General features: G+C 69.6%; 13 protein-coding genes. 6 read left to right on the top strand and 7 right to left on the bottom strand.

Going from position 1 to position 14,350, the window contains the following annotated elements:
- Positions 1 to 95 precede the first annotated feature (95 nt).
- The 3 genes from FOH10_RS01260 to FOH10_RS01250 form a co-directional block, all read right to left on the bottom strand.
- The gene (locus FOH10_RS01260; protein WP_143983792.1) at positions 96 to 1,592 is read right to left on the bottom strand and encodes a S1C family serine protease; all 1,497 of its coding nucleotides are present in this window, start codon (positions 1,590 to 1,592) and stop codon (positions 96 to 98) included.
- 544 nt (positions 1,593 to 2,136) lie between these two features.
- Complete coding sequence (locus FOH10_RS01255; RefSeq protein ID WP_081872904.1) at positions 2,137 to 3,522, bottom strand: sensor histidine kinase; 1,386 nt, start codon at positions 3,520 to 3,522, stop codon at positions 2,137 to 2,139.
- A 104-nt stretch (positions 3,523 to 3,626) separates the two neighbouring features.
- Entirely contained in the window at positions 3,627 to 4,313 is a 687-nt protein-coding gene (locus FOH10_RS01250) for a response regulator transcription factor (RefSeq protein ID WP_029931166.1), read from the bottom strand.
- Between the two features lie 330 nt (positions 4,314 to 4,643).
- Here FOH10_RS01250 and FOH10_RS01245 point away from each other — a divergent pair, with 330 nt between their 5' ends.
- The 5 genes from FOH10_RS01245 (at position 4,644) to FOH10_RS01225 (ending at position 10,116) form a co-directional block, all read left to right on the top strand.
- Entirely contained in the window at positions 4,644 to 7,796 is a 3,153-nt protein-coding gene (locus FOH10_RS01245) for an ATP-binding protein (protein WP_244961512.1), read from the top strand.
- Entirely contained in the window at positions 7,793 to 8,200 is a 408-nt protein-coding gene (locus tag FOH10_RS01240; RefSeq protein ID WP_029931164.1) for a roadblock/LC7 domain-containing protein, read from the top strand. The genes FOH10_RS01245 and FOH10_RS01240 overlap by 4 nt, the downstream gene beginning before the upstream one ends.
- Before the next feature lie 13 nt (positions 8,201 to 8,213).
- Positions 8,214 to 8,582: a DUF742 domain-containing protein gene (locus FOH10_RS01235; protein WP_029931163.1), complete on the top strand. Its 369-nt coding sequence runs from the start codon at positions 8,214 to 8,216 to the stop codon at positions 8,580 to 8,582.
- Positions 8,563 to 9,243 (top strand): GTP-binding protein, encoded by a 681-nt coding sequence (locus tag FOH10_RS01230; protein WP_143979293.1) that lies wholly within the window; start codon positions 8,563 to 8,565, stop codon positions 9,241 to 9,243. The genes FOH10_RS01235 and FOH10_RS01230 overlap by 20 nt, the downstream gene beginning before the upstream one ends.
- 69 nt (positions 9,244 to 9,312) lie before the next feature.
- Positions 9,313 to 10,116: an MHYT domain-containing protein gene (locus FOH10_RS01225; RefSeq protein WP_051037718.1), complete on the top strand. Its 804-nt coding sequence runs from the start codon at positions 9,313 to 9,315 to the stop codon at positions 10,114 to 10,116.
- Positions 10,117 to 10,223: 107 nt separating this feature from the next.
- Here FOH10_RS01225 and FOH10_RS01220 read toward each other — a convergent pair whose 3' ends face one another.
- Positions 10,224 to 11,030 (bottom strand): VOC family protein, encoded by an 807-nt coding sequence (locus FOH10_RS01220; RefSeq protein WP_143979292.1) that lies wholly within the window; start codon positions 11,028 to 11,030, stop codon positions 10,224 to 10,226.
- A 190-nt stretch (positions 11,031 to 11,220) separates the two neighbouring features.
- Between FOH10_RS01220 and FOH10_RS01215 the strand changes: the two genes are divergently transcribed.
- Positions 11,221 to 12,207 (top strand): DUF1906 domain-containing protein, encoded by a 987-nt coding sequence (locus FOH10_RS01215; protein WP_186000675.1) that lies wholly within the window; start codon positions 11,221 to 11,223, stop codon positions 12,205 to 12,207.
- Positions 12,208 to 12,491: 284 nt separating this feature from the next.
- Here FOH10_RS01215 and rpmF read toward each other — a convergent pair whose 3' ends face one another.
- The 3 genes from rpmF to mrf are packed head-to-tail and all read right to left on the bottom strand — an operon-like array spanning position 12,492 to position 14,269.
- A complete protein-coding gene (gene rpmF / locus FOH10_RS01210; RefSeq protein WP_029931158.1) occupies positions 12,492 to 12,665 on the bottom strand; it encodes a 50S ribosomal protein L32 in 174 nt (57 codons plus the stop codon).
- A gap of 1 nt (position 12,666) precedes the next feature.
- Positions 12,667 to 12,939: a type B 50S ribosomal protein L31 gene (locus FOH10_RS01205; RefSeq protein WP_029931157.1), complete on the bottom strand. Its 273-nt coding sequence runs from the start codon at positions 12,937 to 12,939 to the stop codon at positions 12,667 to 12,669.
- Between the two features lie 4 nt (positions 12,940 to 12,943).
- Positions 12,944 to 14,269, bottom strand: a complete 1,326-nt coding sequence (mrf, locus tag FOH10_RS01200) for a ribosome hibernation factor-recruiting GTPase MRF (protein WP_143979290.1) — start codon at positions 14,267 to 14,269, stop codon at positions 12,944 to 12,946.
- Positions 14,270 to 14,350 lie beyond the last annotated feature (81 nt).

Genomic DNA, 14,350 nt, shown 5'->3' with positions numbered 1-14,350 from the left:
GCTCACCGTAGCGTCCTTGTCCGACAACGGCTCCCAACCCCCGTCTCGGAGGATTCGCTCCGCTGCCAGCGCGATCGGTCTGCTGCGTACTTGGCTCATCGGCCGCCCTCCACTACCTCGCCGAGGGTCACCTCGACGGTTCTCGAATTGTTGCCCTGCTCATCGGTGTAGGTGATCTTCACCTTGTCGCCCGGCTGGTGCGAGCGCACCGCCGCGATGAGCGCGTTACCGGAATCGATGACCTGGTCATCGAGCTTGGTGATGATCGCGCCGTTGGGGATGCCCGCCGCGGCGGCCGCGCCGTCCGGGGTCACCTCCACCACCCGCGCGCCGTTCACGTCGTCCTGGCCGCGCACCTTGATCCCGATCTGGGCGTAGGTGACCTTGCCGGTCTTGATCAGCTCATCGGCGACACGCCGGGCCTGGTCGACCGGGATGGCGAAGCCGAGGCCGATGGAACCGCTCTGGCCGCCGGACAGATCGGAGACGCCGAGAGTGGCGATGGCGGTGTTGATGCCGATCAGCTTGCCGTTCATATCCACCAGCGCGCCACCGGAATTACCCGGATTGATGGCGGCGTCGGTCTGGATGGCGTCGATCACCGTGCCGGTCGAACCGGCATCACCGCTGGTGGACACCGGGCGATTGAGGGCGGAGACGATTCCGGTGGTCACGGTGCCCGCGAGACCCAGCGGCGAGCCGACCGCCACCACGGACTGACCCACCTGGAGGTTCTCCGAGCTGCCCAGTTCGATCGGGGTGAGGCCGGACTTCCCGCTCACCTTGATAACCGCCAGGTCCGAGACCGGGTCGGTGCCCACCAGGGTGGCCGGAGCGGTGGAGCCGTCGCTGAACGCGACCTCCATCCGGGCGTTCGGGCCCGCGCCGCTGACCACGTGGTTGTTGGTGAGGATCAGGCCGTCGGTGGACAGCACCACGCCGGAGCCTTCGCCCTCGGCGCGATTGCCCTCCACCCGGATCATGACCACGCTCGGCACCACCTTCTGGGCCACCGCCTGCACCGACCCCGCGGGGGCGTTGGCGACATTGGTGGCCTTCTCGCGTGGGGCGTCGAGGGCATTGGTGACGGCCGGGCCGCCACCACCGTCGCGCGTCGCCAACGAGCCGCCGACCACGCCGCCGACACCACCGCTCACCAGCGCCAGCACCACCGCGCCCGCCACCAGCGCGGTGCGCTTGCCGCCCTTGGGCGCAGGGCCGCCCGGATAACCGTGCTGCCCCGGCCCACCGGGCCCACCGGGTCCACCGGGCACGCCGGGACCGCCCGGCCCACCAGGTCCGTCGAATCCGCCGGGGCCGTCGAATCCGCCTGCTCCACCAGCGCCGCCGGGGCCTTCGAATCCGCCTGGTCCACCAGGGCCGCCGGGGCCGCCATAGCTGCCCATGTTGTCCGAGCTGCCGGGTCCACCCAGGCCACCCTGGGAGCCTGAGCCGCCAGGACCGCCCAGGCCGCCGGGACCGCCCGAGGTGCCTGAGCCGCCTGGGTTACCCGAGCCGCTGGGGCCGCCGGGGCTACCCGAGCCGAACGGTCCACCGCCATATCCGGGGCCACCCGGACCTCCCGCACTCATGGCGGTGGTCGGGTGCGACCCGGTCTGGTAGCCGCCCTGCCCGGAAGTACTCATACCCGACGCATACCCAGCCGGATGCGATTCACCGACGGGAATCTCCGCGGTTCCCGACACATCGTGGCCCGCGCCCCGCCCCGCCGCGCCGTATGCCGGAGTGCCGGGGCCGTACGGGGTGGCCCCACTGCCGAAAGGGACTGCCCCGCCGAAAGACCTACCGCCGCCGTGCGGCTGCCCCGGCGCACCGCCGTACTGCCACGTCGCATGGTCATCGGAGGCACCGCCGAACTGCTCGGTCGCCGGACCACCGGCGGCGTCGCCGAACTGCCGCGCGGCCGGGTCACCGGCGGCGTCGCCGAACGGACGGGTGGCCGGGTCGCCGGGGGCCGGGTGGGCCGCGCCGGGCGCTTCGGGCCGATCGCTGCGCTTGTCCTTCGAATCGTCGGTCATATCTCTCGTTTCTCCTCGAGTCTGACGACCAGCCTGGTGGCGACGGCTGAGAGCGGACTGAGATCGCGCTGGCTTTTCGCCGAGCATTCGTGCCAGGTCAAGCGGTTACCGGAGGCGGTGCGCCGGTCCCGGGAAGAACGATACGGATCAACGCGCCGCCGCGGTCGGATCCGTCGATCGTGATGGTGCCGCCATGTTTGGTGACCACCTGCTTGACGATGGCCAGCCCCAGCCCGGAACCGGGCATGGAGCGCGAGGCGGTGGTGCGGTAGAAGCGCTCGAAGACCAGTTCCCGTTCGGCGGGCGGAATTCCCGGCCCGGCGTCGTCCACGGTGAACTCCAGCAGCCCGCGCCCGTTCTCGGTCATGCGGACGAAGACCTTGGCCCCGGACGGACTCCATTTGGCGGCGTTGTCGAGCACATTGAGCAGTGCCCGCTCCAATCCGGCCTCGTCGCCGTAGACGAACCACGGCCGCAGGGCGGCGTCGAATTCGATGCCGGTGCGCCGCCGCCGCACCCGCTCCAGCGCGCGTTCGGCCACATCCCCGATATCGACCTGCTCGTACACCGTCTCCGGGGCGTCCTCGCGCGCCAGATCCACCAGATCGCCCACCAGCGTGGACAGTTCCTCGATCTGCGCCATCACGTCGCCGCGCAGTTCGGCCATGTCCTCGTCCGGGATGCGCGGCGCGCCCGGGCGGCTGGAGGCGATGAGCAACTCCATATTGGTGCGCAGCGAGGTGAGCGGGGTCTTGAGTTCGTGCCCGGCGTCGGACACCAATCTGCGCTGCCGCTCCCGGGATTCGGCCAGGGCGCGCAGCATGGTGTTGAAACTCTCGGTGAGCCGGGCGAGTTCGTCGTCACCGGACACCGGGATGGGGGTCAGGTCATCGGTGCGGGCCACCCGCTCGGTCGCCGCCGTGAGCCGCGCGACCGGACGCAAACCGGTGCGCGCCACCGCCGTTCCGGCCGCAGCCGCCAGCACCACGCCGCAGCCGCCGACCACGAACAGCAGCCAGGCCAGCCGATCGAGCACCTCGCGGGTGGGTTGCAGCCGTTGCGAGACCACCAGGGTGGAGCCGGAATTGGTGCGCCGCGCCAGCACCCGCTGATTGTCGACGGTGCGCAGCGAGAAGCCGAGTTCGCCGCGCGCCACCGCCTCCTCCTGTGAGCCGATGGGCGGTTTGGTGGCCTGCGGCGGCACGTAGCGCTGTAGATCCGCACCGTCCGGGAAGATCAGCGCCACGCCCACGTCGCTGGAGTACAGCCCGGCCAGCACGATGGACTGGAAGCCGAGGCTGTCGAAGTTGTTGTCGATCATCAGCGCGGCGCGGGCGCGCAGCTGTGCGTCCACGTCGGCGTACAGCGAGCGCGCCACCATGGCGTAGGCGGCGATGGAGGTGACCGCGACGGCGACCGCCACCAGCGAGGCCGCCAGCAGCGTCACCCGCCATCGCAGCGATACCGACCGGGTCAGCGGCATGGGCGGGCGCAGTTCGGCCGCGTCCTTGCCGAAGGAACCGGCCGGATGCCCGATTCCGGCGACCACCGGCCGCCGCGGAACGGTTCTACCCACGAGCGCGACTCCTACGGAGGGGTTTCGCGCAGCACATAGCCGACGCCGCGCACGGTGTGGATGAGTCGCGGCTCGCCATCGGCCTCGGTCTTACGGCGCAGATATCCGATGTACACCTCGAGTGCGTTGCCGGAGGTGGGAAAGTCGTACCCCCACACCTCCTCCAGGATGCGACTGCGCGTCAGCACGCGCCGCGGATTCGCCATCAGCATTTCCAGCAGTGAGAATTCGGTGCGGGTGAGCGAGATCTGTCGTTCGCCGCGCCATACCTCTCGGGTAACCGGATCCAGCGACAAATCAGCGAACTTCATCGTCTCCGAGGAATCCGCCGGATCGGCGGTCGTGCGGCGCAGTAGTGCGCGCAGTCGCGCGAGCAGTTCCTCGAGTGCGAAGGGCTTGGGCAGATAGTCGTCCGCGCCCGCGTCGAGGCCGGCCACTCGCTCCGATACCGAATCCCGCGCGGTGAGAACCAGAATCGGCAGATCGTCACCCGTGCTGCGCAGGCGGCGGCACACCTCGAGGCCGTCCAGCCTGGGCATCATCACATCCAGCACCAGAGCGTCCGGGCGCTGTCCGACCACCTTGTCCAGGGCGTCGACGCCGTCGACGGCGAGGTCGACGGTGTAGCCGTTGAAGGTCAGCGAACGCCGCAGCGATTCGCGAACCGCGCGGTCGTCGTCGACTACCAGAATGCGCATGGCATCCAGTCTGACCGCAGCGACTGAGAGGTGACTGAGAAGGCGGCATCCGACACGCCGAGTGACACCATGGAGTGACCTGCGTCTTTCTATTCGACAGTGATGCGTGTCGGCTCTGGTGCGCGAATGCGAATTCGAAAGATGTTGCGCCCAGCTACTTTCGGAGTCCGTCACGGTGAGTCGTCCGAATTGCCGATGCACACTTCTCGCGGTATGTTGCGTGCCGTAAAAGAAGACCCTTAGTTGGTTCCGCGCGGGTTGAACCCCACATCCGTACAACCGCATACGACCCCGGGGTCCACTCGTGAAAGCGGAGGCGACGGAAACGGGATGGAAGCTGCACCCCGGTCCTGGCAATTCAGCCTGTCCAACTGGCCCGTCACTCGCAAGGTCGGCATCGTACTGGTGCTACCGGTGCTCCTAGCCTCGACCTTCGCGGTGCTGCGCATCAACGGCGAATTGCAGACCATCAACCAACTGAGCACCGGCACCGAACAGGCCGTGGTCTTCGACCCCACCATCAAGTTCGAGTCCGCCACGCAGGAACTCGCCGTCGCGGCCATCAACGGGTTCGGCAATCCGGCGGCCGACCCCCTGATCGACACCGCCACCACCACGTTCGACCAGGCCGCCGCCGACCTGGAGACCGTGCTGCGCACCGCCAAGCCCGGCGCCGCCGTCACGGACGAACTGACCCAGACTCTCGCCATCGCCCGCAGCATGCGCAACTCGCTGCGCACCGGTTCGGCACAGACCATCGGCGAACAGGCCGACACCGTCTCGGGCAAGATCCAGAACGCGCTGTCGACCTCGCAGTCCGTCGCCGACCTCCGGGTGCAGCAGCTGTTCCTGCAGATGGGCACCGTGATGACCGCGAGCCGCCTGCTCACGCAGGAGCGCATCATGCTGGCCACCCCGGGCGCGGGCACCAACCCGGCGCTGCGGACCCGGCTGCTCACCGCCATCGGCGCCGAGGTCACCATGCTCGAGGTGTACCGCGGCATGCAGCCCGAGCAGGCCGCCGCCTACACCACGCTCAAGGACGCCGCGCAGGCCCGCATCGGCATCCTCATGCAGAACGTGCCCGACCCCATGGCCGTCCCGGCCATGACGGAGTCCATCAACACCAGCGTCGACGCCTACCACCGCGAAGCCACCGGACTCGCCGCCGCTCTCGACGACAATCTCGCCGCCCTGAGCACCGAGGCCCGCAACAACGTGTTGCGCGATACCTCGATCGTCATCGGCATGCTGCTGGCCGGTCTGGCCATCGCGCTCGTCGTGGCGCGCTCGCTGGTCGTCCCGGTCCGCCGCCTGCGCCGCGACGCCCTCCAGGTCGCGCACATCGACCTGCCGCAGGAGCTCGAGGTGGTGCGTTCCGGCGGCACCACCCCCGAGATCAATCCGGTCGACGTGCACACCACCGAGGAGATCGGCCAGCTGGCCCGCGCCGTCGACGACATCCACGCCCAGGCGCTGCACCTCGCCGGTGAACAGGCGCGACTGCGCCTGCAGATCGGCAATATGTTCGAAACCCTGTCCCGCCGCAGCCAATCCCTGGTGGAGCAGCAGCTCAACCTGATCGAGGAGCTGGAGCGCGACGAGGACGACTCCGAGCGGCTGCAATCGCTGTTCCGCCTGGACCACCTCGCCACCCGCATGCGCCGCAACGGCGACAACCTGCTGGTGCTCGCCGGTACCGCGCTGCGCCGCGGCCACCTGCCGCCGGTGCCGCTGTCGGACATGCTGTGGTCGTCGGTCTCCCAGGTGGAGGACTACCAGCGCGTCGAGATCGGCACCGTGCCCGACGGCATCGTCGCCGGTGAGCCCGCGGTCGATATCGAACACCTGCTGGCCGAACTCATCGACAACGCGCTGCGCTACTCGCCGCCGACGACGCCGGTGGCGGTGTCGGTGGCACGGGCCGTGGACGGCGGCTACCTCATCGAGATCACCGACCGCGGCCTGGGCATGAACGCCGAGGACCTGCAGTCCATCAACGACCGGCTCGCCTCCGGTGGCGAGGTCAATGTCGAGACCGCGCGCCGGATGGGCCTTTTCGTGGTCGGCCGTCTGGCCAAGCGGCACAACATCACGGTCAGCCTGCGCCGCACCTCCGCGATGGTGGCACAGCCGGGCATCACCGCGAGCGTGCACCTGCCGGGCAGCCTGGTCTCCCCCGCGCCGGAGCGCAACGACAGCAGCACCGGCAGCTATCCGCTGACCGGAACGCTGCCGGTCGCGCCCGCGCTGCCGCTGCATCCGCAGAGCCAGCCCGCGGCGCTGAACACCCAGTTCACGAACCTGAGTTCGCCGATCACCCCGCCCGCGACCCCCGCGATCGCACCGCCGCGGCTGATGCCGGTGCCGAATCCGCCGGAAACCAAGCCGCGGTTCGGGGTCACCAGTTCCGGCCTGCCGCAGCGGCGTACGCCCGCCAGCGAGCCGGTCGAACCACCGCCGAGCGAGATGCCGCGGGAGGCCGCTCCCGCCGAACCGACGCCGGTGGACTTCTGGGGCGAGAACCGGGAGTGGGACAACAGCGAGACCCAGCAGTACAAGGCCAGCGATGTCGAGGCCTGGGGGCTCGCCCACGGCGGCGGACGCAACCAGCCCGCACCCGAGACCGCGGCCCCGACCGGTGCCGGCCAGGGCTTCAACGGTTTCGAGAACGCGGACGGCGGCCGGGACAGCGGCTTCGCACCCGCTCGCGGATTCACCACCGGCAACGGGTCCGGCGGCGGGAACGGATTCGGCGGCAACGGCAACGGTGCCGCCATCCCGGGCGGTGGTCCCGCCACCCCTGACAACGGTCCCACCACCCCTGGCAATGGTTTCGTCACCATCGGCGGCAACGGCCGTGACAATGGTGGCAATGGCAATGGCGGCACGGGCAGTAACGGCAACAGCGGCAACAGCAACCGCGGTAGCGGCACCGACGGCAACGATTCCGCGACCGGCGGTGGCGGTTTCGGTGCGCGCGGCGACTCCCCCAGTGGCGGCGCTGGATTCGGCGGTGACTCCCCCACCAGCGGCGGCACCGCTTCCGCTGCCCCGAACGCCGACGGCGCCGCCGAGCGCCCGGCCACCGCACCGCGGCCGCCCGCGCCCGCCCAGGCGCTGCGTCCGGTCGGCGAGGCGCCGACACCCATCTTCCAGCGCATGGTGTCGGAATGGCTGGTCGAACCGGCGGTCGGCGGGCAGGGCGGGGCCGCGTGGACCTCGTCCTCGGACGCCGGATGGGCCGCCGCCGAACAGGCCATGGAACCGACGACCGGCGGGAAGACCCAGGGCGGCCTGCCGATTCGCCGCCCCGGCGCCCAGCTGGTCCCCGGCGCGGCGGTACCCGCGGACGAAGAGGGTGCACGGAATCCGGAAGAGATTCGTCACAGCTTGACCAGGCATCTGAGCGGGGTTCTCAGTGGACGGGCAGACGCCCAGCACAAAGACGGAGACCCATACAACGACGGAGGGCATGCATGACCGAACAGCGCACCACAACCGATGAGAACCTGAACTGGCTGGTCACCCGGTTCACCCGGGAGGTGCCCGGGGTCTCGCACGCCGTGCTGGTTTCCGCCGACGGTCTGCTCCAGGCCACCAGTCCGCACCTGCCCAACGACCGCGCCGAACAGTTGGCCGCCGTCACCGCCGGGCTGGCCAGCCTGTCGGCCGGCGCGGCCCAGCTGTTCGACGGCGGCAAGGTGATGCAGTCCATCGTGGAGATGCAGCGTGGCTACCTGCTCGTCATGAGTGTCGGCAATGGTTCGCACCTGGCGGTGCTGGCCAACAAGCAGCACGACATCGGACGCATCGGCTACGAGATGGCGCTTCTGGTAGACCGCGTCGGGTCCGTGGTGCAGGCCACCGCCCGCCAGACCGCGTGATCGGCCACCGCACATGTCCGCACCGAACGGCTCCGGCCGGCCGACATCGCGTGTCCGCCCATACGCACTGACCTCCGGCCGCACCGAGCCGGCGGTCGAACTGCCGCTGGAGGCGGTCGTCGAGACCCTCTCCTACACCGCCCATTTCGACTGGCCGGCGGGCGACATCCGGACCGAGATCCTGCGTCTCGGCACGGCCCGGCTGTCGGTGGCCGAAATCGCTGCGCACCTGCAGCGGCCACTGGGCATGGTACGTGTGGTGATCGGTGACCTGGTGGTCGCCGGAACACTGCGCGTGCATTCGACTCTGAGCGATCAGGCCTCCTTCGACGAGCGCCGATCTTTGATGGAGAGGACCCTGCATGGACTCCGGGCGCTTTGACGCCGCGCCCTACAACGGCGGCCCGCAGCACCCGAACAACGGGGCGGCACAGCAGTACCCCCCGCGTCCCGGTGAGGGCGGCGAATTCCGCACCGCCTCGACGAAGATCGTCGTGGCGGGCGGATTCGGTGCGGGCAAAACGACGTTCGTCGGCGCGGTCTCGGAGATCGTGCCGCTGCGCACCGAGGCCATGGTGACCGGGATGTCCGACGGCGTGGACGACCTCGCCGCCACGCCGGGCAAGGAAACCACCACGGTCGCGATGGATTTCGGCCGCATCATCCTGCCCGGCAACCTGGTGCTCTATCTGTTCGGCACGCCCGGGCAGCGACGGTTCTGGTTCATGTGGGACGACCTGGTGCGCGGTGCCATCGGCGCGGTCGTGCTGGTGGACACCCGCCGCATCGAGGACAGCTTCGCCGCCGTCGACTTCTTCGAGGCCAAGAAGCTCCCGTTCCTGGTCGCGGTCAACCGCTTCCCCGACGCACCCCGCTTCCCGGTGGGCGAACTCCGCGAAGCGCTCAGCATCCGCGAGGGTGTGCCGATCGTCGACATCGACGCCCGTGATCCCGATGAGGTGCGCCGTTCCCTCGCCGCGGTCACCGAGTACGCCATCGAACGTCTCATGGCCCAGCAGCGCGAAAGCGCCTGGCGCGGTTAGGCAGCCGTACCCCGTTGGCAGGCGGGGCGCGGACCGGACAGACAGAACAGACCTGGGAGTATTTACCGCGTGATCTACTTCGCAATGGGCTACTGGATCATCGCGCTGGCGTTGATCGTGTCGGCGTCGGGGGCGGCGGTCGGCCTGGCCTGCATCCGGCAGTCCACCAAGTCGGTGACCGCACGGTTCCGGTTCGTGTGGATGTTCGTGGCCGCCTGCTCCATCGGCGGCGTCGGCGTCGCCATGCCGATCTTCGTCTCCATGCTGGGTGTGGGGGCGCACGGCAGTCCGGTGCGCTACGACAGCATGCTGATCGCGGTCTTCTCGGCGCTGTCGGGGACCACCGTGCTGGCCGCGCTCGTCATCGCCGGGCGCACCCTGAACTGGGTGCGGCTGGGGATCGGAGCGGCGGTGATGGGCGCCGGACTCGGCTCCATGGAGCTGGTCGTGCTGCTGGCGGTGCACGTCCAAGGCGAGGTGGAGCGCAATGTGCTGTCGATCATCGCGGTGTACGCCATCGCGCTGGTGCTGTCGGTGGCGGTGCTGTGGTTCAGCCTCACCGTGCGCTCATCGCTGCTGATGCTGGGCGGTGCCGCCCTGTGGGCACTGGTCGTGACGGGTATGCACTACACCGGCCTGGTCGGCGTCAGTTTCGACGTCGACCATGCCGCGCCGACCCCGGAGGGTGTGGACCTGTTCAGCTTCTTCGTGCCGTTCTTCATCATCGGCTCACTGGCGCTGGCGATTCCGATCACGGCCATTCTGGTCGCCCCGGACCGCCGGGAATCCGGTGCGGTGCCCGCGCTGTCGCCGGTCGGTGACGCCCGCGAGCGGGGTGCGGCCGCCGACCGCATCCCGGAAGCGGTGCGCTGAACCGACTTCCGATATCGCCCGGAGCGAGGTATCCCCGGGCCCGCCGTGCAGGGCCGGACCGTGTGATCGGTCCGGCCCTCGGCGTATGCGCGTACCGTGACGCCGGGTCACCCGATCGGGTCGGGCAGTTCGCCGACGGCCCGGCTCGGGTCCGACAGCGCGAACAGCTCCCCCTGCGGTGCGGCCAGAATCGCCATCCGGCCGAAGGGCCCGTCCGCCGGGGCGAGCAGTACGATCGCGCCGAGTTCCTCGGCCCGCGCGACCCCCTCGTCGATACCGTCGTATCGGAACCAGGTGAGCCAGTACGGGCGAGCGGGCGCGTCGCCGTCCCGGCTGGCGTCGCTGATACCCCCCGTGCCCTCCGCGCGGCCGGGCGGGGCGAACACCGCGTAGCGCATCACCTCGTTGTCGTATTCGGTGTAGGCGAAACCGAAGACGTCGGCGTAGAACCGCTTGGCGGCCTCGTAGGCGCCGGTGTGCAGATCGTTCCACAGGTACGCGCCGTGCTCGTTGTGGACGGCGGCCCCGTTGTGCGCCCGCGCCTCCCACACCGCGAACGGCGCGCCGGTGACATCGACGGCGACGAACATGCGCCCGGAATCCAGGACGTCGAACGGCGGCAGCAGCAGCGTGCCACCGGCCTCGCGCACCCGTTCGGCGGTGGCGTCGGCGCTCTCGACCGCGAAGTAGGTGGTCCACGCCGCGGGCATGCCCGATTCGGGTGTGGGTCCGATGCCCGCGACGGCCCGGCCCTCCCGCAGCGCCATCAGATAGCCGCCGGGCTCCTGGTCGGCGCCCTGCACATCCCAACCGAACAGTCCGGCGTAGAACGTCCCGGCCGCGGCCGGATCGTCCACCTGGCAGTCGACCCAGCACGGCGTGCCGGGTGGCCAGGCTGCGCTGCGAATAGGCATCGATCGTCTCCGTTTCCATATCGCGACAAGTGATCTCGAGTGCTCGGGGCCGAATCAGACCGCTCCCCCTGCGACGTGATGCCGGTCACACGGCCGCACCAAGTCAACCACCCGAATGCGACGAATTCCCGAACTGGCCGATTTCCGGATGCACGGGCGGCGGCGCGTCTCGCGAATTACAGTGGGAAGCATGCGTTTCGGGCTGGACTACGCAGGAGGTCGGCCCGGTGGTGCTGCGATCCGGGCCGCGGGTTTCGATTTCGTCGTCCGCTACCTCTCCGACGGCGGCCCCACCCTGCCCGGCAAGCTGCTCACCCCTGCCGAGGCCGATGACCTGCGCGCACACGGTATTTCGATCGTCTCGAACTGGGAGACCTACGCCACCCGCATGCTCGACGGCTACGGCGCCGGGGTCACCGACGCGCGGGCCGCGCTGGCACAGGTGCTGCGCTGCGGCGGCCGCCGCGATCGGCCCATCTACTTCTCCGTGGACTTCGACGCCACCCCGCAGCAGCAGGCGCCCATCAACGCCTACCTCGACGGCGCGGCCAGTGTGCTGGGCCGTGAGAACACCGGGATCTACGGCGGCTACTGGCCGATCAGCCGCGCCCTGGACATGGGCACCGCCACCTGGGCGTGGCAGACGGTGGCCTGGTCGGGCAACAACCTCGAACCGCGACGGCACATCCTGCAACACGCCACCCAGGTGGACGTGAACGGTGTGCGCTGCGATGTGAACACCACCGACCGAGCCGATTTCGGCCAATGGGACTTCGAACAGGAGGATGCGGATTTGACACCCGAACAGGAGGCGATTCTGCGCGACGTGCAGATCCAGTTGCGGGGTCCGGGCCTGTCCGGGTGGCCGCAGTTGGGCACCGATCCGGAGGGGCGGTACCGCACCGTGGTGGACGGCCTCGCCGCCGCGCTGGATCACATCGACGAATTGCGCACGGAGATCAGCGAACTGGAGGCGACCACCGCGGAGCTGGTCAAAGAGGTCGAACGCCTGTCCGGCCCGCACTGGCCGTGGCCGTTCTCGCTCATCGAGGGACCGGCCACCGCGGTCGGCAATCGCATCGAACAACTACTGCCGGATCTGCCGCTGCCGGGCTGGGGTGACGACGGCGACGACCGGGCCGCGAAGGCCGCGGAAACTCCGGAAAAACGCCCCTGAACTGGCGATGAGCGGGTTCTCCGGTAATCCGGAGAACCCGCCCTCGGCCCCGAGAATACCGCCGCCAGGGCACGAGTTCATCACTTCCCGAAGACTTTTTGACAGCTCCGTCACCATTGCGACGAAGAGCCCATATGCCACAACACGGGCAAAGGCGTCGAACCGCAGGTGCGGTTCGACGCCTTCGGCTTTCAGTCCCTGCCCGGACCGTCGGCTTCGTTCCGGTCTATCGGGACATCCGGGCATTCCGTATCAGTGATACGCGTCGCGTATCGATCGCTACCTCAGAGCTTGTCGAGATCGACCAGTCCGCGGCGCACGGCGGGCACCAGTCGGCGCGGCACCTTGTGCACGACACCGTTCACCGTGACCGGGACCAGATCCGGCGGCGTCGCCTTCCACTGCGACCGCCGGCTGCGGGTATTGGACCGGGACATCTTCCGCTTCGGAACCGCCATCTCAGTTCTCCTCTCCCTGCGTCGCGCGGCGACGCTTGCCGTAGCGGCGCTCGAACTTCTCCACCCGTCCGGCGGTGTCCAGCAGGCGCTGCGCACCGGTCCAGAACGGATGCGAGTCCGAGGTCACGTCGACCACCAGCAGCGGGTAGGTGTTGCCGTCCTCCCACTCCACAGTGCGGTCCGAGGTGGCGGTGGAGCGGGTCAGGAACCGCTTGCCGGTGTTGTTGTCCTGGAATACCACCGGGTGGTAGTCCGGGTGGATACCTGGCTTCATCGCATTACCTTTCGTTGGAACGGTTGTCGCCGGTGGCGGGGCCGGACGATTCGGTGCCGACCGAGCGGGTCTCCTCGGACGCCTCGCACGGATCCTCGTGCCAGTCCCCGAAGGGGTCCTCCCACTGCGCGACTCGCTCGGGGGCGCGCCGCACGAGGCGCAGTTCGTCCTCGTCGACCAGCGCCCAGTGCAGGGCCTCGCGGATGGTGTTCGGCTCGGCGTCGTGGGCGAGGATCACCAGGGAGATGTCGCGATCGCCGAAATCCGGATCCCAGCGCAGTGCGGCCATCGCCACTCGGTCCGGGTCCGCCTGCGTCCGTTCGGATTCGGTCATGGCGGCCAGCCACTTCCCGGCGCTGCCGACCCGCAGGCCGCCGCCCGCGGACTCCAGCCACACCACCTCGTCGGGCTGGGTGGCCAGCCAGACGCGGCCGCGCGCGGTGACCACACCCTCGAACAGGACGTCCAGCGCGGAGTGCAGACGCTCCGGGTGGAAGGGGCGGTCGGTGGCGAATTCGATGAGGGTGACGCCGTTCTCGGTGTCGAGCGGCGGCTCGCCGCGCAGCAGCGGGGCGTGCGCGCCGAAGCTGCGGCCGCGCCGGGCGTCGGCGGGAATCTGCTCGAGCAGGGCGCGCAGGTCGGTGCCGGACGCGCCGTCCGGGTCGGCCACCCACAGCACCGGCGCGAGCGGCACCAGCCGGTCGAGGACGGCGGCCAGGCGGGCCTGTTCCAGCGCGTCCACCGCGCCCACCTCGACGGCGATGACGGCATCGGCGAATTCGACCTGGCCGACCGCCAGTTGGGCGACGGTGCGCTCGTCGTCGGTGGTGACGTGGCCGCGGTCGGCGAGGGTGTCGTCACCGGTGGCGTCGGTCAGCCAGTCGCGGGTGTCCACGCAGGTGAGCACGGCCTCGATGCGCACGCTGCGCCCGGCCGGACCGTCCACGCGGCCGTGTACACCGGTGACGGTCACATTCTCGATGGCCTGACAGACCGCCTCGGCCTCGAACGCCGGATCCAGGGCGAGCACGATGCGCCGCACCGAATCACGCTGTCCCAGTACGCACAGGTAGGGCAGCAGGTCGGCGCGCAGGGTGCAGGAGACACAGCCGTGCGCGAGTTCGAGGATGGTCTCGCTCTCCCGGCCCTCGCTGTGCACGATCCGGCGGACCACGCCTTGGCGCAGTTCGCTCAGGTCGTGGCGGACCACGACGGTGCCCGGCTCCGCGAGTTCACCCGCGATCTGGTCCACGCCCGCGGCGGCACGCCCCGGCAGGCCCGCGACCACGAGGACGGGCTTGCGGTCGTCGTGCATCCCCGGCACCACCATCACCTCTTCCGATAACGATTTTCATTTACCGGAAGGTAACGGTACATTGTCCGGCAGGCATTGTCGAAAACGATTGTCATC

It is taken from the genome of Nocardia otitidiscaviarum, assembly GCF_007362295.1.
In the GTDB taxonomy this organism is placed as follows: domain Bacteria; phylum Actinomycetota; class Actinomycetes; order Mycobacteriales; family Mycobacteriaceae; genus Nocardia; species Nocardia otitidiscaviarum.
This window is presented reverse-complemented; position numbering and strand designations above follow the sequence as displayed.